The 20,395-nt window shown below is 70.1% G+C and carries 17 protein-coding genes and 1 pseudogene; 9 read left to right on the top strand and 9 right to left on the bottom strand.

Translation table 11 applies throughout. The annotated features are described in order from the left end of the window. The first annotated feature begins 17 nt into the window (after positions 1–17). The gene (locus AB0I83_RS12675; RefSeq protein WP_363304561.1) at positions 18–1,004 is read left to right on the top strand and encodes an NAD(P)H-quinone oxidoreductase; all 987 of its coding nucleotides are present in this window, start codon (positions 18–20) and stop codon (positions 1,002–1,004) included. A gap of 247 nt (positions 1,005–1,251) precedes the next feature. Here the strand turns inward: AB0I83_RS12675 and AB0I83_RS12670 are convergent, their stop codons facing one another. From AB0I83_RS12670 to AB0I83_RS12660, 3 genes are all read right to left on the bottom strand, one after another. Next, the gene (locus tag AB0I83_RS12670; protein ID WP_356534592.1) at positions 1,252–1,800 is read right to left on the bottom strand and encodes a bacterial proteasome activator family protein; all 549 of its coding nucleotides are present in this window, start codon (positions 1,798–1,800) and stop codon (positions 1,252–1,254) included. A 108-nt stretch (positions 1,801–1,908) separates the two neighbouring features. Further along, on the bottom strand, positions 1,909–2,265 hold the full coding sequence (locus tag AB0I83_RS12665; RefSeq protein ID WP_363304560.1) for a hypothetical protein: 357 nt from the start codon (positions 2,263–2,265) through the stop codon (positions 1,909–1,911). Between the two features lie 532 nt (positions 2,266–2,797). Beyond that, the gene (locus AB0I83_RS12660) at positions 2,798–4,426 is read right to left on the bottom strand and encodes a protein kinase (RefSeq protein WP_356534595.1); all 1,629 of its coding nucleotides are present in this window, start codon (positions 4,424–4,426) and stop codon (positions 2,798–2,800) included. Between the two features lie 292 nt (positions 4,427–4,718). Between AB0I83_RS12660 and AB0I83_RS12655 the strand changes: the two genes are divergently transcribed. Further along, entirely contained in the window at positions 4,719–6,326 is a 1,608-nt protein-coding gene (locus tag AB0I83_RS12655) for a protein kinase (RefSeq protein ID WP_363304559.1), read from the top strand. Positions 6,327–6,382: 56 nt separating this feature from the next. Here AB0I83_RS12655 and AB0I83_RS12650 read toward each other — a convergent pair whose 3' ends face one another. From AB0I83_RS12650 to AB0I83_RS12640, 3 genes are all read right to left on the bottom strand, one after another. Then, positions 6,383–7,429, bottom strand: a complete 1,047-nt coding sequence (locus AB0I83_RS12650; RefSeq protein WP_363304558.1) for a phosphotransferase — start codon at positions 7,427–7,429, stop codon at positions 6,383–6,385. A 34-nt stretch (positions 7,430–7,463) separates the two neighbouring features. Beyond that, complete coding sequence (locus AB0I83_RS12645; protein ID WP_363304643.1) at positions 7,464–7,856, bottom strand: pyridoxamine 5'-phosphate oxidase family protein; 393 nt, start codon at positions 7,854–7,856, stop codon at positions 7,464–7,466. Between the two features lie 318 nt (positions 7,857–8,174). Then, positions 8,175–8,834, bottom strand: coding sequence for a response regulator transcription factor (locus AB0I83_RS12640; protein WP_356534602.1), 660 nt, complete (start codon positions 8,832–8,834; stop codon positions 8,175–8,177). Between the two features lie 346 nt (positions 8,835–9,180). On the opposite strand from AB0I83_RS12640, the gene pdhA reads away from it, so the two are divergent. Genes pdhA through AB0I83_RS12625 form a run of 3 tightly spaced genes read left to right on the top strand, consistent with a single transcriptional unit; the run spans position 9,181 to position 12,715 of the window. After that, positions 9,181–10,329 (top strand): pyruvate dehydrogenase (acetyl-transferring) E1 component subunit alpha, encoded by a 1,149-nt coding sequence (pdhA, locus tag AB0I83_RS12635; protein WP_356534604.1) that lies wholly within the window; start codon positions 9,181–9,183, stop codon positions 10,327–10,329. 2 nt (positions 10,330–10,331) lie between these two features. Continuing rightward, positions 10,332–11,312, top strand: coding sequence for an alpha-ketoacid dehydrogenase subunit beta (locus AB0I83_RS12630; RefSeq protein WP_363304557.1), 981 nt, complete (start codon positions 10,332–10,334; stop codon positions 11,310–11,312). A gap of 11 nt (positions 11,313–11,323) precedes the next feature. Beyond that, positions 11,324–12,715: a dihydrolipoamide acetyltransferase family protein gene (locus tag AB0I83_RS12625; RefSeq protein ID WP_363304556.1), complete on the top strand. Its 1,392-nt coding sequence runs from the start codon at positions 11,324–11,326 to the stop codon at positions 12,713–12,715. Positions 12,716–12,778: 63 nt separating this feature from the next. Here the strand turns inward: AB0I83_RS12625 and AB0I83_RS12620 are convergent, their stop codons facing one another. Continuing rightward, complete coding sequence (locus AB0I83_RS12620) at positions 12,779–13,678, bottom strand: D-alanyl-D-alanine carboxypeptidase (protein WP_356534609.1); 900 nt, start codon at positions 13,676–13,678, stop codon at positions 12,779–12,781. Positions 13,679–13,966: 288 nt separating this feature from the next. On the opposite strand from AB0I83_RS12620, the pseudogene AB0I83_RS12615 reads away from it, so the two are divergent. After that, positions 13,967–14,650 (top strand): annotated as a pseudogene (locus tag AB0I83_RS12615) (GntR family transcriptional regulator). Next, positions 14,647–15,954, top strand: a complete 1,308-nt coding sequence (locus AB0I83_RS12610; RefSeq protein ID WP_356534612.1) for an MFS transporter — start codon at positions 14,647–14,649, stop codon at positions 15,952–15,954. Before AB0I83_RS12615 ends, AB0I83_RS12610 begins: the two are co-directional and overlap by 4 nt. A 115-nt stretch (positions 15,955–16,069) precedes the next feature. Here AB0I83_RS12610 and AB0I83_RS12605 read toward each other — a convergent pair whose 3' ends face one another. Next, complete coding sequence (locus AB0I83_RS12605) at positions 16,070–16,894, bottom strand: maleylpyruvate isomerase family mycothiol-dependent enzyme (protein ID WP_356534614.1); 825 nt, start codon at positions 16,892–16,894, stop codon at positions 16,070–16,072. 199 nt (positions 16,895–17,093) lie between these two features. Between AB0I83_RS12605 and AB0I83_RS12600 the strand changes: the two genes are divergently transcribed. Then, positions 17,094–17,885 (top strand): carbon-nitrogen family hydrolase, encoded by a 792-nt coding sequence (locus AB0I83_RS12600; protein ID WP_363304555.1) that lies wholly within the window; start codon positions 17,094–17,096, stop codon positions 17,883–17,885. A gap of 130 nt (positions 17,886–18,015) precedes the next feature. On the opposite strand, the gene AB0I83_RS12595 is transcribed toward AB0I83_RS12600, so the two are convergent. Continuing rightward, complete coding sequence (locus tag AB0I83_RS12595) at positions 18,016–18,507, bottom strand: LURP-one-related family protein (RefSeq protein ID WP_356534617.1); 492 nt, start codon at positions 18,505–18,507, stop codon at positions 18,016–18,018. A 64-nt stretch (positions 18,508–18,571) separates the two neighbouring features. On the opposite strand from AB0I83_RS12595, the gene AB0I83_RS12590 reads away from it, so the two are divergent. Then, positions 18,572–20,383 carry an NHL domain-containing thioredoxin family protein gene (locus AB0I83_RS12590; protein WP_363304554.1) on the top strand — a complete coding sequence of 604 codons (1,812 nt, stop codon included), beginning with the start codon at positions 18,572–18,574 and terminating at the stop codon, positions 20,381–20,383. Positions 20,384–20,395 lie beyond the last annotated feature (12 nt).

The following is a 20,395-nucleotide window of genomic DNA, read 5'->3' as shown; positions in this document are numbered from 1 at the left end:
GGAGTAGCCTCGCGGCCATGTATGCGATCACGATCCCCGAACCAGGCGGTCCCGAAGCGCTCGTATGGGCCGAGGTCCCCGAACCTGTACCAGGCGAGGGTGAAGTCCTCGTCGAGGTCGTGTCCAGCGCGGTGAACCGGGCCGACGTCCTGCAGCGGCAGGGCTTCTACAACCCGCCGCCCGGCGCCTCCCCCTACCCGGGACTCGAGTGTGCGGGCCGAGTCCTCGCGCTCGGCCCCGGGGTGTCCGGGTGGTCCGTGGGCGACGAGGTGTGCGGTCTGCTGGCGGGCGGCGGCTATGCCGAGAAGGTTGCCGTGCCCGCCGGTCAGCTGCTGCCCGTTCCCGAAGGCGTGGATCTGGCGGAAGCCGCCGCGCTGCCCGAGGTGGCGGCGACGGTCTGGTCCAACGTCTTCATGGTGGCCCATCTGCGCCCCGGCGAGACCCTGCTTGTTCACGGCGGGTCCAGCGGGATCGGCACGATGGCCATCCAGCTCGCCAAGGCCATCGGTGCGCGCGTCGCGGTGACCGCCGGAGGGCCCGAGAAGCTGGTGCGCTGCCAGGAGCTCGGCGCCGAGATCCTCATCGACTACCGGGAGCAGGACTTCGTCGAGGAACTGCGCAAGGCTACGGACGGCGCCGGGGCGGATGTCATCCTCGACATCGTCGGAGCGAAGTACCTGGACCGGAACGTGCGTGCCCTGGCCGTGAACGGCCGCCTCGCGATCATCGGCCTCCAGGGCGGTGCCAAGGGCGAGCTCAATCTGGGCGCTCTGCTGAGCAAACGGGCCGCCGTCACAGCGACGTCCCTGCGCGCCCGCCCTCTCGCGGAGAAGGCCGCGATCATTGCCGCCGTACGCGAGCACGTGTGGCCGCTGATCGCCGCTGAGGTCGTCCGGCCGGTCGTGGACCGTACGCTGCCGATGCCTGACGCAGCCGAGGCCCACCGGCTCATGGAGTCCAGCAGCCACATCGGCAAGATCCTTCTGGCCGCGCCGAACGCCTGAGGTCGAGCACCGCAGACCGATGCCCGGGAACGGAAGGGCGAGCCGGCCCGGCAGCCCGAGGCCGAACACCCGCGCACGTGGCGCTCCAGCTGAAGACGGCCGACGTGGACGTGGAGGTGCAGGCGAAGACGGACACGTACCGGGGCCCGGCACACATCGTGTACGTCACGTGTGCCGGGCCCCCGGGGGCTTGAACGGTCGCAGCAGGGACCGGGACCTACAGGTACGGGGCCAACCGGTACGGGACCTACAGGTACGGGCCGGAGCGCGCCGGACCGTGCGGGTCCGGGACCGCTTCCTCGCCCTCGTGCCCGACGCCCGGAGGAAGGGCACGGCGCATCTGCTCCAGCTGCGCACGGGCAGCCATCTGCTGCGCGAACAGCGCCGTCTGAATACCGTGGAAGAGCCCCTCGAGCCAGCCGACCAGCTGGGCCTGCGCGATCCTCAGCTCGGCCTCGGAGGGTACGGACTCCTCGTTGAACGGCAACGAGAGGCGCTCCAGCTCTTCCACGAGCTCCGGCGCCAAGCCGTCCTCGAGCTCCTTCACCGAGCTCGAGTGGATCTCCTTCAGCCTGACCCGGCTCGCCTCGTCGAGAGGAGCAGCCCTGACCTCTTCCAGGAGCTGCTTGATCATGCTGCCGATGCGCATGACCTTCGCGGGCTGTTCGACCATCTCCGTCACCGGGACCTCGCGCGAATCGTCGTCACCGCCACCACCGCCGATGGCCATTCCGTCCTGCCCCACTACGAGGACCTGGGGGTGCTCCTGTGACCGTTCATTGCTCGGCATCTCCATGAGGCCATTGTCTCGCACACCCGCCTCACCACATGGTGGTGCCCCCGTGAAGGGATGATCACCCTCTCCCGGGCCACCGGGATGCCCCGGAGCGAGCCCTGCCGGTGGTCAGGTCGTACGGCGCATGCGGAACGAAAGGAACGCCAGACCCATCCCCACCAGCGCGATCCCACTGCCGAGCGACACGTCCCGCACCTGCCGCACGGTGGGCTCGTCAAGCGCCTGCCGCTGCGTGGCGCTCTCACCGGGATCGGGGAACGCGTCCGGCGGGGGCGTGAACGCGGGCACCTCGGCGGGGTCCGCGTCCGGCGGCATCTCGTCCGCCGCGGCCTCGGAGTCCGCGAGCTCCACGGGGGACAGCGACCGCCCCGGCCGCGCCCTGCCCTCACCGGCCTGCCTGCCGGCGAGCGGCTCCTCGGCGGAAGGGCTTTCGCCGGGGGAAACCTTGGGTGGAGAGAACGCCACGGACATCGTGGACGCAGTGGACGCAGTGGACGCAGTGGACGCAGTGGACGCAGTGGATGCGGTGGACGCGACAGGTGCCGCGAATGCCCGCTGGAGCGGTGCGGCGGGCTTCCCGCTCCCATCCGCCCAGGAAGTGGGCCCGAGCGCTGCCCCGGCCGCCATCACCAGACAGGCCACGCACCGTGACGACCGTGAGGCCAGGAGTCCTGGAGACATGAGATCAGCGTCACATGTGCCGATATGTCCGGCACTCGGAGCGCGACCAAAAGCCGGACTGAGCTGGCTGCCCCCGCCCAGTACTGTCTGCCCTGCTCAATACTGACTGCACCGGCCCAGTACTGCCTGCCGCCCGCTCGGTTCTGGCTGAGCGCGGACGGCTACCCGAGACCGGAACGTGCTGACTGAGGCCGGGCGCTGATCCGTTCCGCCCGGCTCCGGAGCACCGGTCGACCAGCCGAGTCCGACCAGGCGACTCCTGACAGGCGGCTCAGGCAGCCGAGGACGCCCAGGCCACTAGGCAGCCCGGGGCCGCTCACGCCGGGTCGCCGGTGGCGATCCGCAGCTCGAAGTGGGCGCCGCGCTCCGCCACCGCCGTGCCCGATGTCGGGAACTGGTCGACGACCTGGTCCTCGGCGTAGGTGTTGCCCTCCACCTTGACGACCTTGACCGTCCAGCCGGCCGCCGCCGCGCACGACTTCGCGGAGATGATGTCCTTGTACATGAAGTTCGGGGCCTGGACCTTCGCCGGGTCGTCGGTGTCCTCGTAGGCGTCGGTGCAGTCCTCCTCGTCCATCGTCCGGTTGCGCTCCGGCGGCTTGTGCTCGCCGGCCGCGGTGGACTCGCTGGAGCTGGGGTCGCCGCCCTTGCCGTTCCCCGAGTCGCCGTTCATGTTGATGAACGCGACCAGACCGCCGATCGCGACCAAGGCGACCACGATCGCGGCCACGACGACCGGCATGTTCCGCTTGGAGCCGCCACCGCCCGAGCCCGTCGAGGTCTGCGGAGACATCGCGTACGAAGGCTGCGTCTGGTGCCCCAGGTGTGCCGGAGTTCCGTACGGCTGGGCAGCCTGCGGATAGCCGTAGCCCGGCGTGGGAGCGGGGGTCGGCGGTCCGTAGGGGCCCGGCTGGTGCTGCTGCGGCTGGTACGGCGTCTGCAGGCCGTGCGGTGCCTGTGCGGTCTGGTCGACGGGCGGGAAGACCGCCGAACCGACGCCCGAGCCGCTGTTCGCCGGACCGCTGCCGCCGATGATCGCCGGAGCCCCCGCGGGGCCGCTCGCGCTGAGCACGCGGGTGATCTCGTCCTGCATGGCCGCGGCGCTGGGGAAGCGCTCGTTCGGGTTCTTTTTCAGCGCGCGGGCGACCAGCGCGTCCATCGCGGGGGTGATCGACCGGTTGATGCTCGACGGGGCGACCGGCTCCTCCTGTACGTGCGCGTACGCGATGGCGAGCGGCGAGTCCGCGTCGAACGGGATGCGCCCCGTGAGCAGCTGGAAGAGCATGATGCCGACCGAGTACAGGTCGGATCGCGCGTCGACGCCCCGGCCGAGCGCCTGCTCGGGGGAGAGGTACTGCGGGGTGCCGACGACCATGCCGGTCTGCGTCATCGAGGTGACGCCCGACTGCATGGCGCGCGCGATGCCGAAGTCCATGACCTTGACGACGCCGCGTTTGGTCATCATCACGTTGCCGGGCTTGATGTCGCGGTGGACCAGGCCCATCTCGTGGCTGGTCTCCAGGGCGGCCAGGACATCGGCCGTCACCTTGAGGGCCTTGCCGGCCGGCATCGCACCGTGCTCCCGGATGTCCGCCTGGAGCACGGAGCCCAGCGGCTGTCCCTCGACGTACTCCATGACGATGTACGGCATCAGCGCGCCGCCGAGCTCGTCCTCACCGGTGTCGAACACCGAGACGATGTTGGTGTGCTGCAGTTTGGCGACGGCCTGCGCCTCGCGCCGGAACCGCTCGCGGAAGGACTGCTCGCGGCCCAGCTCCGTGTGCAGCGTCTTGATGGCGACCTGGCGGTCGAGCGCGGAGTCGTACGCCAGGTAGACGGAGGCCATCCCGCCCTCGCCGAGCAGGTCGCGGAGCTGGTAGCGGCCGCCGGCCACGGAACCGCCCGCGTAGCGCCCCTGTGCGCCGTGTGCGCCGTCGTGGCTCATGACTTGCATCCCCCTCGGCGCCCGACGGACGCGTGATCCTTGTTACGGGCCAAGTCTGCCCGAGGGGTACGACACGTCAAGCCAGGTGCCCGTTCCGTGACCCTACGCACAAGAAGCGTCTCGGAAGCGTTACAGGAAGCGCATGCAATTTGCGTGAGCGGCTCGCGAGCCGATTGGATGGCCCGTCACTCTCGAACCGGTGCGTCGGACAGAGGCTGTAGCGTGACGTCGCAATGCACCAAGGCACTGTGAGAACCCGCGGACGTGCGGACAGATACGACGGCGAGGACTGATGGCACCCGAATCCGAAGCAAACGGCGGCGGAGTTTCGGATGGCACCGACTCCTGGGGTGTCGGGGGTGTGGTCGGAGACGGCCGTTACCGCATGACGCACCGGCTCGGCCGCGGCGGCATGGCCGAGGTCTACGCAGCGGAGGACGTCCGTCTGGGACGGACGGTCGCGGTGAAACTGCTCCGCTCCGATCTCGCCGAGGACCCGGTCTCCAAGGCCCGTTTCACGCGTGAGGCACAGTCGGTCGCGGGGCTCAACCACCACGCGATCGTCGCGGTGTACGACTCCGGCGAGGACGTCGTGGGCGGGTCGACCGTCCCGTACATCGTGATGGAGCTCGTCGAGGGCAACACGATCCGCGATCTGCTTCTGGAGGCCGAGGCGCCGCCGCCCGAACAGGCGCTGATCATCGTGTCCGGCGTGCTGGAGGCCCTGGCGTACTCGCATCAGCACGGCATCGTGCACCGTGACATCAAGCCGGCGAACGTGATCATCACCCACTCCGGCGCGGTCAAGGTGATGGACTTCGGCATCGCCCGTGCGCTGCACGGAGTCCAGTCGACGATGACCCAGACCGGCATGGTCATGGGCACGCCGCAGTACCTCTCCCCCGAGCAGGCGCTCGGCAAGGCGGTCGACCACCGCTCCGACCTGTACGCCACCGGTTGCCTGCTCTACGAACTGCTCGCCCTGCGGCCTCCGTTCACCGGTGAGACGCCGCTCTCCGTCGTGTACCAGCATGTCCAGGACATGCCGCTCCCACCCTCCGAGGCCCCCGGGGCGGCGGTCCCGCCGGAGCTGGACGGCCTCGTCATGCGGTCCCTGGCCAAGGACCCGGACGACAGGTTCCAGAGCGCCGAGGAGATGCGCGGCCTCGTCCAGTACAGCCTGCAGATGCTTCAGGTCCAGGGCGGGCACACCGGCACGTGGAACACCGGCCCGGTCAACACGCACGACGCCGGTCACACGGCGCCGATGAACATCGGCGGCGGTACGGCGGCGATGGGGCACCCCGTGCACGGGGACACCTCGAAGGGCCCGATCCTTCCGCCCATGAACCCCGACGACGGGGCCTACGCCGGCGGTCGTCACAACGGCGGCGGAGGCCGCGGCAAGATGTGGCTGTTCGTCCTGCTGGCGCTCATCGCCATCGGGGCGGGCGTCGCGTTCGCCGTGCAGGCGGCCAACGAGAACAGCGACACCAAGAAGCCCCCGGCGTCGCCCTCCCCCTCGGTCTCGCCTTCGGAGACGCCCTCGTCGGCGGACCCGACGGACGAGGAGACGGATGAGAGCGAGCAGCCGGACAACTCCACGGGTGGCCAGGGCTGGCCCACCAAGAAGCCGACATGGACCCCGTCCGACGATCCGACCGAGCCGACCAAGAAGCCGTCGGACACGCCCACCCCGACCGACCCGGGCACGACTGACGGCGGTACCACGACGGACGGCGGCACCGGCGACGACGGCGGCACCACCGACGCCGGCACCACCGACGGCAGCACCGGTGACGAGACGGGCGGCACGACGGACGGCGGGACCTCCGCCGGTACTCCCGCGGGGACCTCGGCGGGCGCCGCCGCGGGCACCACCACGGGCGCCACGGGCTGACCCGCGCGGAGAAGGAGGAGGCCCTCACCCAGTGAAGGCCTCGGAGAGGCGGGGCCTCACCCCGTGAAGGCCTCGCCCACCGCCTCGTACTCCCGCGTCCACCACACCGCCAGGGCCGACACCGCAGGGAACTGCGGGTCGGCCCTGCGGTCGTTGAGGCGGTAGCGCCAGCGCAGTATCCAGAAGTCGTTGAGCCGCTCCCACCACACGCGGTGTACCGCGGCGGCGAGTTCGGCTGCTCCCGCGCCCGCCGCGCACCGGTACGCGCGGGCGTACGCCCGCACCTTCTCCAGTGCCAGTTCCCCGTCCGGCCGGACGAAGAAGATCGCCGCGGCCCGCACGGCCTCCTCCGCGCGCGGCTGTACCCCGAGCCGGTCCCAGTCCACGATCGCGACGGGGTCGGCGCCCCGGTAGAGCAGGTTCAGTGGGTGGAAGTCCCCGTGCACCCACCCTCTGGCGGAACACCCGGGGGTGGGAGGGCGGCGGTGCGCGTGCTGTTCCAGCAGGGCCCGGCGCTCGACGAGGCGGTGCACGGCGAGTTCGTCGAACGCGTCCCTGGGGCCCATGCCCCGGGCGGCCGTCAGCAGTTCGTCGATCAGCGTGAACGTGTCGGCGGGCTCGGGGCTCTGCCCTCGTACCGGAGGCGGTGTGTCGTCCCCCATGACCTGCTCCAGCCCGGTGTGTACGGCGCCGAGCAGTGCCCCGAGCCGTCGTGACTGGGCGGACGTCAGCTGGGCGCCGTCCCGGTGGAGACCGTCCACCCAGTGGTGCAGGGCATAGCGCTGCCCGTCGATCACCGTGACCGTGTCACCGTGCGTGTCCGCGAGGGGAGGGGCGACCGGCACCCCGAGCGAGTGCAGCTGCTGGGTCGCCCGGTGCTGTCTGACGATCGTGGCGTGATCGCCGCTGGCGTCGTCGAGGTGGTGCTTGTCGAGGTGGTGCTTGAGAAAGTACGGCCCCCGGGTCGTGGACACGCGGTAACCGTGGTTGAGCAGCCCTTTGGTCAGGGGTTCGCAGCCGAGGGGTTCACCGGCACCCGGGTAGCGGCGCAGAACCTCGCCGACCGGAGGAACTGGCGGGAAGGTCACAGATGAGCGCAGCACTCGTCACATGTTAGGTGACACTGTGTGGCTGAATTTACGGACTTGCGGCGTAGCTCAGAGTGTGTATGTGCGCGAGCTGCGGATCGATCCGGATGTACACCGGATCGAAGCGTTCGCCGTTGACCTCGTACGGACCGGTGCCGAAGAGTTCGTGCCGGTCGAAGGGGGGATGCACGATCTCGGCGGGTCCGGTGAACTGCACCGACCAGAACTCCTTCGGGCCGGATTCCGTCCCACCGGCGTCCGCGGCGTTGACGTTGTCGGCCCCGTAGGCGACGACGCTCCCGTCGCAGGACTCGTGGAATCCGAGTCCCCTGTGCATCCGGAGGACGACGCGCCCCTCGATCACCAGATGCCTGGCCACCGCCAGGAACGGCAGGGCCCGCATGCTCAAGGCGAGCCTGCCGTGCCGGACGCCGGCGAGCAGCTCGACGGCGCGGAGCCTGCCGTGGACCGAACCGGGACCGGACGTGACGACGGAGCCGGGACCGGAAGAAGAACCGGGACTCGACGTGTAAGGCGTGTAACCGGAACCGGAACCGGAACCGGAACCGGAACCGGAACCGGAACCGGAACCGGAACCGGATCTGCTGGGTCGGCCGGCGTCGGCAGCCGCGTCGGCGACTGACCCGGTGTCGTAGGGGCGGGAGAAAGGCATGCGCTCCACTCTCCGCCACCCTGTAGGGGCGGGGTAAGGGTCCGCCGCCCCGACGGCCCGGGACCAAAGTCCCTGCCGCCCCCGAGCTCAGCGCTTCTCGGCCTGGAGCCTCGCCACGTAGGCCGCCGCCTGCGACCGCCGCTCCATCCCCAGCTTGGCGAGCAGGCTGGAGACGTAGTTCTTGATGGTCTTCTCGGCGAGGTGCAGCCGTTCGCCGATCACCCGGTTCGTCAGCCCCTCGCCGATCAGGTCGAGGATCTTGCGCTCCTGGTCGGTCAGGCCCGCGAGCCGGTCGTCGCCCTTGCCGTTCTTGCCCTCGCGCAGCCTTTCCAGCACTCGGGCGGTGGCGACCGGGTCCAGCAGGGACTTGCCGGCCGCCACGTCGCGTACGGCGCCGAGCAGCTCGTTGCCGCGGATGGCCTTCAGTACGTAGCCCGAGGCGCCCGCCATGATCGCGTCGAAGAGCGCCTCGTCGTCGGCGTAGGAGGTGAGCATCAGGCATTTGATGTTCTCGTCCGCCGAGCGGACCTCGCGGCAGACCTCGACCCCGCTGCCGTCGGGCAGCCGTACGTCCAGGACGGCGACGTCGGGGCTTGTCGCCGGGATCCGGGTGAGGGCGTCCGCCGCCGTGCCGGCCTCGCCGACGACCTCGATGTCCCCCTCGGCGGAAAGCAACTCGTGGACACCGCGCCGGACGACTTCGTGGTCGTCGAGCAGGAATACCGTGATTTTTCCTTCTTCGCGCACATTCGAAGTCTCACACACTCCTTTGTTGTCCGCCCTTCCCTGGCACTAGCGGGGCGGGATAACGTGCCGTTGTTCCGGCCGCCTGCCAGGCTGTTGCCAGTGCTGTGACCAGCAGGACTTCGCGATTTTTGCGATTTACTTGGAAATCCAAGCAAAATTGCAGGTCACAAGGTGTTTCGCAGTTGTGCGATGCACTGGGTAACGTGCTTATGACAGGACGCTCGCCGGGGCACCTGTCACGCCTGTTCCCGGCCAGCGGCACCCACCCCGTGCACGGGTCCGGACACAGGCGAGCCGCACTGGTTCCCGGCCATCCCGGGGGCCGGACCGACGGAGGAGCACGCACGTGACCGTGGAGAGCACTGCCGCGCGCAAACCGCGACGCAGCAGCAAGCGGACCAGCGCCGCGAAGACGCCACAGAGTTCCGAGCCCCAGCTCGTACAGCTGCTGACGCCCGAGGGCGAGCGCGTCGAGCACCCGGACTTCGAGATCGACCTGAGCCCGGACGAGCTCCGTGGCCTCTACCGGGACATGGTCCTGACCCGGCGCTTCGACGCCGAGGCCACCGCGCTGCAGCGTCAGGGCGAGCTGGGCCTGTGGGCCTCGCTGCTGGGCCAGGAGGCCGCGCAGATCGGCTCCGGCCGTGCCCTGCGCGACGACGACTACGTCTTCCCGACCTACCGGGAGCACGGTGTCGCCTGGTGCCGGGGCGTCGACCCGACCAATCTGCTCGGGATGTTCCGCGGCGTGAACCACGGCGGCTGGGACCCGAACACCAACAACTTCCACCTGTACACGATCGTCATCGGCTCGCAGACGCTGCACGCCACCGGCTATGCCATGGGCATCGCCAAGGACGGCGCGGACTCGGCCGTGGTCGCGTACTTCGGTGACGGCGCCTCCAGTCAGGGCGACGTCGCGGAGGCCTTCACCTTCTCCGCCGTCTACAACGCCCCCGTCGTGTTCTTCTGCCAGAACAACCAGTGGGCGATCTCCGAGCCGACCGAGAAGCAGACCCGGGTGCCGCTCTACCAGCGCGCGCAGGGCTTCGGCTTCCCCGGCGTCCGGGTCGACGGCAACGACGTCCTCGCGTGCCTGGCCGTCACCAGGTCGGCGCTGGAGCGTGCCCGCCGGGGCGAGGGGCCCACCCTCGTCGAGGCGTTCACGTACCGGATGGGTGCCCACACCACCTCCGACGACCCGACGAAGTACCGGGCGGACGAGGAGCGGGCGGCGTGGGAGGTCAAGGACCCGATCCTGCGGCTGCGTACGTACCTGGAGAAGCAGGACCTCGCCGACGCGGCGTTCTTCACCGCGCTGGAGGAGGAGAGCGAGTCCCTCGGCAAGCGGGTGCGCGAAGCGGTGCGGGGCATGCCCGACCCCGACCGCCTGGCGATCTTCGACCACGCCTACGCCGACGGCAACCCGCTCGTCGACGAGGAGCGCGCCCAGTTCGCCGCCTACCAGGCATCGTTCGCCGAGGAGGGCAACTAGCCATGGCCGCCCAGAAGATGTCCATCGCGAAGGCGCTCAACGAGTCGCTGCGCAAGGCTCTCGAGACCGACCCCAAGGTCCTGATCATGGGTGAGGACGTCGGCAAGCTCGGCGGGGTCTTCCGCATCACGGACGGCCTCCAGAAGGACTTCGGCGAGGACCGTGTCATCGACACCCCGCTCGCCGAGTCCGGCATCGTCGGTACGGCGATCGGCCTGGCCCTGCGCGGCTACCGCCCGGTCGTCGAGATCCAGTTCGACGGCTTCGTCTTTCCCGCGTACGACCAGATCGTCACGCAGCTCGCCAAGATGCACGCCCGTGCGCTCGGCAAGATCAAGATGCCGGTCGTCATCCGCATCCCGTACGGCGGCGGCATCGGTGCCGTCGAGCACCACAGCGAGTCGCCCGAGGCGCTGTTCGCGCACGTGGCGGGCCTGAAGGTCGTATCGCCGTCCAACGCGAGCGACGCCTACTGGATGATGCAGCAGGCCGTCCAGAGCGACGATCCGATCATCTTCTTCGAGCCGAAGCGGCGGTACTGGGACAAGGGCGAGCTCGACACCGAGTCCATCCCCCGCCCCCTCCACAAGGCCGTCGTGGCGCGTGAGGGTGCCGACCTCACGCTGGTCGCGTACGGCCCGATGGTGAAGGTCTGCCTGGAGGCGGCCGCCGCGGCGCAGGAGGAGGGCAAGTCCGTCGAGGTCCTGGACCTGCGGTCGATGTCCCCGATCGACTTCGACGCCGTGCAGGCCTCGGTCGAGAAGACCGGCAGGCTCGTCGTGGTCCACGAGGCGCCGGTGTTCTACGGCTCCGGAGCCGAGATCGCGGCCCGGATCTCCGAACGCTGCTTCTACCACCTCGAGGCACCGATTCTGAGGGTCGGCGGCTATCACGCCCCCTACCCCCCGGCCAGGCTCGAGGACGAGTACCTTCCGGGTCTCGACCGGGTGCTCGACGCCGTCGACCGCTCACTGGCGTTCTGAGGAGAGGGGTCGTGACGACGATGACTGAAACGTCTGCTCGTTTCCGCGAGTTCAAGATGCCTGACGTGGGTGAGGGACTGACCGAGGCGGAGATCCTCAAGTGGTTCGTCCAGCCCGGCGACACCGTCTCCGACGGTCAGGTCGTGTGCGAGGTCGAGACCGCGAAGGCCGCGGTCGAACTTCCGATCCCGTTCGACGGGGTGGTGCACGAGCTGCGCTTCCCCGAGGGCACGACCGTCGACGTCGGCCAGGTGATCATCGCGGTGGACGTGGAGCCCGGCAGCGGTGACGCCGCCCCGGCTGCCGCGGAGACCGTCCAGCAGCCCGTGGCGGAAGCCGAACCGGAAGCGCCCAAGGGCCGTCAGCCGGTGCTCGTCGGATACGGCGTGGCCGAGACCTCCACCAAGCGCCGCGCCCGCAAGGGCGTCGAGGTCCCGGGTCCGGCAGCCGCCGCGATCCAGGCCGAGATCAACGGCCACGGCCCGGTCGCCCCGGTCACCCGCCCGCTCGCCAAGCCGCCGGTGCGCAAGCTCGCGAAGGACCTGGGCATCGACCTCGCGACGGTCGTCCCGACCGGCGAGGGCGGCATCATCACCCGCGAGGACGTCCACGCGGCGGTCGCCCCGGCACCCGCCGAGGTCGCCTCCCCGGCCGTGGCGCCGGCTCCTGCCGCCCCGGTCGCCGTGGCCGCGGACGCGGCCGGCCGGGAGACCCGTGTCCCGGTCAAGGGCGTGCGCAAGGCCATCGCGCAGGCCATGGTCGGCAGCGCGTTCACCGCTCCGCACGTCACCGAGTTCGTCACCCTGGACGTGACGCGCACGATGAAGCTGGTCGCGGAGCTCAAGGAGGACAAGGAGATGGCGGGAGTGCGGGTCAACCCACTCCTGATCATCGCCAAGGCGCTCCTGGTCGCGATCAGGCGCAACCCGGAGGTCAACGCCGCCTGGGACGAGGCCAACCAGGAGATCGTGCGGAAGCACTACGTCAACCTGGGCATCGCGGCCGCCACCCCGCGCGGCCTGATCGTGCCGAACATCAAGGACGCGCACGACAAGACCCTGCCCGAGCTCGCCGGGGCACTGGGCGAACTGGTCACCACGGCACGTGAGGGCAAGACGCCCCCCGCGGCCATGGCGGGCGGGACCGTGACGATCACCAACGTCGGCGTCTTCGGTGTCGACACGGGTACGCCGATCCTGAATCCGGGCGAGTCCGCGATCCTCGCGGTCGGTGCGATCAAGCTCCAGCCGTGGGTCCACAAGGGCAAGGTGAAGCCCCGCCAGGTGACCACGCTGGCGTTGTCGTTCGACCACCGACTGGTCGACGGCGAGCTCGGTTCCAAGGTCCTCGCGGACGTCGCGGCGGTCCTGGAGCAGCCGAAGCGTCTGATCACCTGGGCCTGACCGGCCACGCGAAGGGGCCCGCCGCATCATGCGGCGGGCCCCTTCGCGCGTACGCGGCCCCGGCTACTTCTTGAAGCCGTAGTCCAGGAGCTTCTTCGCGTCGGCCGTCCGGGTGGTCGCGGACGTCGACGTGAGGACGGTCCCGATGACCGTCTTGCCGTTACGGGTCGCGGCGAACACCAGGCAGTACTTGGCGGTCGGGCCCGAACCGGTCTTGACACCGATCATGCCGGTGTAGCTGCCCAGCATGGCGTTGGTGTTGGACCACGACATGTAGCGGTAGCCACCGGACTTGGTCGTGACCTTCTGCTTCGTCGACTTCGTCTTCACGATCGCGCGGAACGTGGAGTTCTTCATCGCGGTGCTGGCGATCTTCGTGAGGTCGCGCGGCGTGGAGTAGTTCGAGCCGCCGCCGATGCCGTCGAACGAGTCGAAGTGGGTGTTCTTCAGACCCAGGCTCTTCGCCGAGGCGTTCATCTTGCCGATGAAGGACTTCACCCGGGCGGCGCGCGTGGTGCCGGAGCCGAACTTGTCGGCGAGCGCGTACGCGGCGTCGCAGCCCGACGGCAGCATCAGGCCGTACAGCAGCTGGCGGACCGTGACCTTGTCGCCGACGATCAGCCGGGCCGACGAGGCGGTGTTCGAGACGATGTAGTCGCTGTACGCCTTCTGGACCGTCACCTTGGAATCCAGGTTCAGGTTCTTCTGGGCCAGCACCACCTGGGCGGTCATGATCTTCGTCGTGGAACCGGTGGAGCGGCGGGTGTCCGCCGTCTTGCCGTAGAGCGTCTTGGCGGTGCTGTTGTTCATCACGAAGCCGCCCTTGGCGGTGATCGTGGGCGTCGGCGGCGTCGCCGCCTGGGCTGTTGAGGCGAACGCGCTCCCCGCGAGGACGGCCCCCGCGGTGAGAGCCACGGTGGCGGCAACGGTTGCGCGGTTTATGCCCTTAAGACCGATTTTCAAGTCAAACGCTCCAAATACACCTGAAATGCGGCTACATGAGGGTGCCGCTTGGTGGTGAGACTCGCGAGATGGCCGGATGGATGTGCTCCCGTACGGGTGACTTCGCCTCCGGCTGCACGAATTATACGAACCGCGGCCGGGGTTGGACCCTTGGCGGGGGTGTGGGGTGTGCGGCGACCGGGCCGCGGGGCGGTTCGCGGGGGTGTGCGGTGGCCGGTTCGCGGTGGGCGCCGGTCCGGATCGCGGACTCGCCCGCGGACGCACCCATCTTGTATCTATGCTGTGTCTATGCCTGCCGCCCCTCCTGTCCTCCCCGCCGCCCGCAGGGTGGATCCCAAGCCGCCGCCCGCCGCCGAACGCGTCTACACGCACATCAAGGAGGCGGTACTCGACCGCCGCTACGAGGGCGGCACCCTCCTCACCGAGGGCGACCTCGCCGACGTCGTGGGAGTCTCCCGGACCCCGGTCCGGTAGGCGCTGCTGCGGCTGGAGGTCGAAGGGCTGATCAAGCTCTACCCGAAGAAGGGCGCTCTCGTGCTCGCCGTCTCCGCGCAGGAGATCGCGGACGTGGTCGAGACCCGGCTCCTCGTGGAGGAGTTCGCGGCCCGCAAGGCCGTGCCCGCCTCGCCGCAGCTGATCGCCCGGCTCGAACAGCTCCTGGAGGAGCAACGGGAACTCGCGGAGGCGGGAGATCTGGCCGCCGTGTCGGTCAAGGACCGCTGCTTCCACGCCGAGATCGTGAAGAACGCGGGCAACGAGATCCTCTCGCGCCTCTACGACCAGCTCCGGGACCGGCAGCTGCGGATGGGTGTCGCCGTGATGGAGGCACACCCCGGCAGGATCGCCGCCAACATCACCGAGCACGGTCAGCTGCTGGACGCCATCAGGTCCGGAGACGCCGAAGGCGCCGCGCAGGTCGTACGCCGGCATGTCGGCCGGGTCAAGGTGCTGGTGCGGGGTGAGGACCGATGAGCTCGGCCGCCCCCACCCTGTCGCTGCCCGGAGATCCGCCGGGCGGCCGGCGCGCCGCCTGGATCTGGGGCATCGGCGTCGCCGTCTACTTCGTCGCCATCATCTTCCGCACCAGCCTGGGCGTCGCCGGGCTGGACGCCGCAGACCGCTTCGACGTCAACGCCTCGGCCCTCTCGACGTTCTCCATCCTCCAACTGCTGGTCTACGCGGGCATGCAGATACCTGTGGGCCTGATGGTCGACCGGTACGGCACCAAGAGGGTCCTCACCCTCGGGGTGGTGCTCTTCACCCTCGGACAGCTGGGCTTCGCCCTCTCCCCCTCGTACGGCATGGCGCTCGCCTCCCGCGCGCTGCTCGGCTGCGGCGACGCGATGACCTTCATCAGCGTGCTGAGGCTGGGGGCCCGGTGGTTCCCGGCCCGGCGCGGACCGCTGATCGGCCAGGTCGCCGCGCTCTTCGGCATGGCGGGCAACCTCGTGTCGACGCTCTTCATCGCCCGCGCGCTCCACGGCTACGGCTGGACGGCCACCTTCGTCGGCAGCTCCGCCGCGGGCGTGCTGGTGCTGGTGCTGCTGCTCGTCTTCCTGAAGGACCATCCCGAGGGCCACGAACCGCCGCCCGCCGAACACGCCGGCGCCGCGTACGTGCGGAAGCAGATCGCCGCCGCTTGGCGGGAGCCCGGCACCCGGCTCGGCATGTGGGTGCACTTCACCACGCAGTTCCCCGCCATGGTCTTCCTGCTGCTGTGGGGAATGCCGTTCCTCGTGGAGGCGCAGGGGCTGAGCAGGGGCACGGCAGGTGAACTGCTCACCCTGGTGGTGCTGTCCAACATGGTGGTGGGGATGGTCTACGGCCAGATCATCGCCCGGCACCACGCGGCGCGCGCCCCCCTGGCCCTCGGCACGGTCGCGATGACGGCGTCGCTCTGGGCGTCCACGATCTTCTACCCCGGTGACCACGCGCCGATGTGGCTGCTGGTCACCCTGTGCGTGGTGCTCGGCTTCTGCGGCCCGGCGTCGATGATCGGCTTCGACTTCGGCAGGCCCGCCAACCCGCCGGAGCGCCAGGGCACCGCGTCCGGGATCGTCAACATGGGCGGCTTCGTCGCCTCGATGACGACGCTCTTCGCGGTCGGTGTCCTGCTCGACGCGACGGGGGACGACTACCGCGTCGCCTTCGCCTCGGTCTTCGTCCTGGAGGCGCTGGGTGTGGCGCAGATCCTCCGGCTGTACGCCGGCGCCACGCACCGTGAGCGCGACCACCACGTCGTCAGCCGGGTGGAGGCCGTGCACGTCCCCGTGTGAACCGAAGCGGTGCGGCGGGTGCCCGCCGGCGGTGCGGGTGCCCGCGCGTGACCGCCCGTCGGCGCGCCCGTCCCGTCCATCGGCGGACGAGCGTGCCCGGGTCGCGGGACAGTCCTCAGGGGGTGACGGCGAAGTTCCGCAGGATCTCGGCGGCAAGGTCCTGATCCCCGTCGATCTTGATCCGGTCCTCGACGGTGTGCGCCCGCACCCGGCCGCAGGCCAGGCGGTAGTACGTCTCCCAGTCCATGGCCAGCGCCGCCGCGGGGCCGAGGGACGGTGCGCCGTCGACCGAGCCCCGGCCCTCGCCGTCGACCCGGACCGTGCGCAGGAACTCCAGCGGGCCGTGCACGTCGAAGACCACCGCCGAGTTGGGTGGCGCGCCCGCGTCCTTGGCGACCACCTTGGCCAGCCCGACCAGCAGGACGTCCCTGACGAGCAGGGCGCCGGGGGAGTCCAGGTTGCCGGGTCGGCCCAGCGTCGTACGCAGATCCTGCTCGTGCACCCAGACGTCGAAGGCCCGCATGCGCAGCGCCAGTTCCAGGGTCTGCTCGGTGCCGAGGGGAGCCCGCACCATCGTCTCGGGCGCGCGTGACTCGTTGCGGAGCTGGCGCATGCGCCGGATGAGCGTGTACTCCAGCTCCGAGGTCATCTCCGGCGCCGTGTGGTGGCGCCGTACGTCGACCTGCATCTCCATGTAGCGCTGGTTGTCGTTCTTCACGTGGTAGAGATCGCGTGGCAGCGTGTGGATCGGCCGGGGGTCGCCGAGCTGCTCGCACTCCATCCCGATGACGTGCGAGACGATGTCGCGCACCGACCAGCCCGGGCAGGGCGTACGACGGTTCCACTCCCCCTCGGCGAGCGGCTTGACCAGCTCGGATATCGACTCGACGGAGTGGGTCCAGGCGTCGGCATAGGTCTGGAGGATGGGATGGACGGTCACGGGACCCCTCGTGCGGTTCTGCGGTGCATGGGCTGGAGAGCAGGGAGTGTCGACGGGATGGCCGGCACCTACGGTGCTGTCTGCGGGCTGCGTGGGAGGTTCGCTCGCTAAGTTACGCTGCGAGCAGGCACCCCGGCAGTGCTTTCGTGTGACGATCGTAGGCCCGCGTTGACGGCTCCCATGCCAGGACGGTGGTAGTGTGCACGCCTCCCTCATCCAGATCGCAGTAAACCCGGATGAATCGTCCAATTCCCGTAGAGAGCGCGCGGCTTCACTGGTCGTGGCCCAGCGGGGCGCGGACCTGGTCGTCCTCCCCGAGCTCTGGCCCGTCGGCGCCTTCGCCTACACCGCGTTCGCCGACGAGGCCGAACCACTGCGGGGTCCCACGCACGACGTCATGGGTAAGGCGGCGGCAGAGGCCGGGGTCTGGCTGCACGCCGGTTCCATCGTGGAGCGCGCCGAGGACGGCACCCTGTACAACACCTCACTCGTGTTCTCGCCCGAGGGGGAATGGGTCGCCGCGTACCGCAAGATCCACCGCTTCGGCTTCGACAAGGGCGAGGCGGTGATGATGGGAGCAGGCGAGGAGCTCGTCACGGTCTCCCTGCCGGAGACCACTCTCGGCCTCGCCACCTGCTACGACCTGCGCTTCCCCGAGCAGTTCCGGGGGCTGGTCGACGCGGGCGCCGAGACCCTGGTCGTGGCGGCCGGCTGGCCGGAGCGCCGCCGCTCGCACTGGACACTGCTCGCTCAGGCCCGCGCGGTCGAGAACCAGGCGTACGTCCTGGCGGTCGGGTCCTCCGGTACCCACGCCGGGGTCGAGCAGGCCGGGCACAGCATCGTCGTCGACCCCTGGGGCGAGGTGCTCGCCGAGGCCGGGGCGGCCGAGGAGGTGCTCACCGTCGAGTTCGACCCGACGAGGACCGCTGCCACCCGCGAGCAGTTCCCGGCCCTCAAGGACCGGCGCCTGGGTCTCGCGCCTCCGCGCTGAGCGCCGTACGTCCCGCGCCTCCGCGCCGAATGTCACGCATCACGCGTGCCGCTCACGCGCTGCCGCGTGGAGGCCGTGTGCACGGGTGGCTCTGTTTCACGTGAAACAGAGCCTGCCCAGGCGTACCCGCTCAGTCCTCGTGGTCCTTGTCGGCGAGGACGATCACGCACACGGCGACCGCGATCAGCAACGGCACGTCCGCGTCTTCCCGCACGATGTCGACGCCATAGGTGTCACGGACGGTGAGCCAGCGCCGGGAGATCTGGGCGAGCAGCTCCCCGTCGTAGTCGATGGCGAACTCGCGGTCCAGGATCTTGCCGCTGACGTCCAGCTCCGTGCCGTCCACCAGGGTCACCCGGTAGTGGTTGCGCAGCAGCGACAGCCGCTTCCGCTTGACCTTGGCGAGCTCGTCGCCGTCCCGCTCGATGAGCATCGTGTCGCGCAGGCTGATCAGCTTCTGGCGGATCTCCACCAGCACCCGGCCGTTCGTGTCCTTCAGCTCGAAGGTGTCCCGGAGCCGCATGGCCTTGCCGTCGACGAGGAAGAGCTTCCGCCCGTCCGCGTCCTCGATCCAGTAGTCGTCGCCGACGCCGAACAGTCGCTCACGTACGAGAAGTCTCATGGATCACAGGTTCCCCGACGCTCCGCCGGAATGCGCGCAGGCCACGGTGCTGTTGACTGTTGTCATGACAGCACGTGCACGTGTCCGCGCCCCTGAACTGATCGGCAAGGGCGGCTGGCTGAACACAGGTGACCGGCAGTACACCCTTGCTGACCTGCGGGGACGCATCGTCATCCTGGATTTCTGGACCTTCTGCTGCGTGAACTGTCTGCACGTGCTCGATGAGCTGCGCGAGCTGGAGGAGAAGCACCGCGACACCGTGGTGATCATCGGAGTCCACTCGCCGAAGTTCGTCCACGAGGCCGAGCACCAGGCGGTCGCCGACGCCGTCGAGCGGTACGGGGTGCACCACCCGGTCCTCGACGACCCCGAGCTCGCCACCTGGAAGCAGTACGCCGTGCGGGCCTGGCCGACGCTCGTGGTGGTGGACCCCGAGGGCTACGTCGTGGCCCAGCACGCCGGCGAGGGGCACGCGCACGCCATCGGGAAGCTGGTCGAGGAGCTGGAGGCCGAGCACACCGGGAAGGGCACCCTGCGCCGCGGCGACGGGCCGTACGTGGCGCCCGAGCCGGTCGCCACGCACCTGCGCTTCCCCGGCAAGGCGCTCGCGCTGCCCGGCGGCGGCTTCCTGGTCTCCGACACCACCCGCCACCGCCTGGTCGAGCTCGAAGCGGACGGGGAGACCGTGCGCGGGCACTTCGGCAGCGGCGAGCGCGGGTTCGCGGACGGAGGCCGCGCCGATGCGCGGTTCAGCGAGCCGCAGGGCCTCGCCGTGCTGCCCGACGGCCGGATCGCCGTGGCGGACACGGTCAACCACGCGATCAGGGCTCTCGATCCCACGACGGGTGTGACCAGCACGCTCGCCGGGACCGGCCGCCAGTGGTGGCAGGGCTCCGCCACCAGCGGCCCGGCCACCGAGGTGGACCTGTCCTCGCCGTGGGACATCGCCTGGTTCGGCGACCGGCTGTGGATCGCCATGGCCGGAGTGCACCAGCTGTGGGTCTACGACCCCGCGCAGGGCACGGTCAGCGTCGCCGCGGGCACGACCAACGAGGGCCTCGTCGACGGGCCGGGCGCCGAGGCGTGGTTCGCGCAGCCGTCGGGTCTGGCCGCGGCCGGGGACCGGCTCTGGGTCGCCGACCCGGAGACCTCCGCCCTGCGCTACGTGGACCTGGACGGCGTCGTGCACACGGCCGTCGGCACCGGCCTCTTCGACTTCGGCCACCGTGACGGACCCGCCGGGCAGGCGCTCTTCCAGCACCCCCTGGGCGTCACCGCTCTCCCGGACGGCTCCGTCGCCGTCAGCGACACCTACAACCACGCGCTGCGCCGGTTCGATCCGGAGAGCGGCGAGGTCACCACACTCGCCACGGATCTGCGCGAGCCCAGTGACGCCGTGCTCGTCGACGGTGACCTGGTCGTCGTCGAGTCCGCACGGCACCGGCTGACCCGGCTGCGGCTGCCCGAGGAGGCCGTGCGGGTCGCGGACCGCGCCCACCGGACACGGCGGGCTGCCACCGAGGTGGCCGGCGGCCCGCTGCGGCTGGACGTGGTCTTCCAGGCCCCCGCCGGGCAGAAGCTGGACACCCGCTACGGGCCCTCGACCCGGCTGCTGGTCTCCTCGACCCCGCCGGAGCTGCTGGCCGAGGGTTCGGGGCCGGGGACGGATCTGAGCCGTGACCTGGTCCTGGCGCCCGGCTTCACCGAGGGCGTCCTGCACGTGTCCGCGATGGCGGCGTCCTGCGACGACGATCCGGCGAACGAGTACCCGGCCTGCCATGTGCACCAGCAGGACTGGGGTGTCCCGGTCAGCGTCACCGCCGAGGGGACCTCCAGGCTCCCGCTGGTGCTGGCGGGTATGGACGAGCCGGCCTGATGCGCCCGTGCC

This window comes from Streptomyces sp. NPDC049970 (genome assembly GCF_040660235.1).
In the GTDB taxonomy this organism is placed as follows: domain Bacteria; phylum Actinomycetota; class Actinomycetes; order Streptomycetales; family Streptomycetaceae; genus Streptomyces.
The sequence above is the reverse complement of the archived record's forward strand: the minus strand, read 5'-3'. Positions and strand labels throughout refer to the sequence as shown.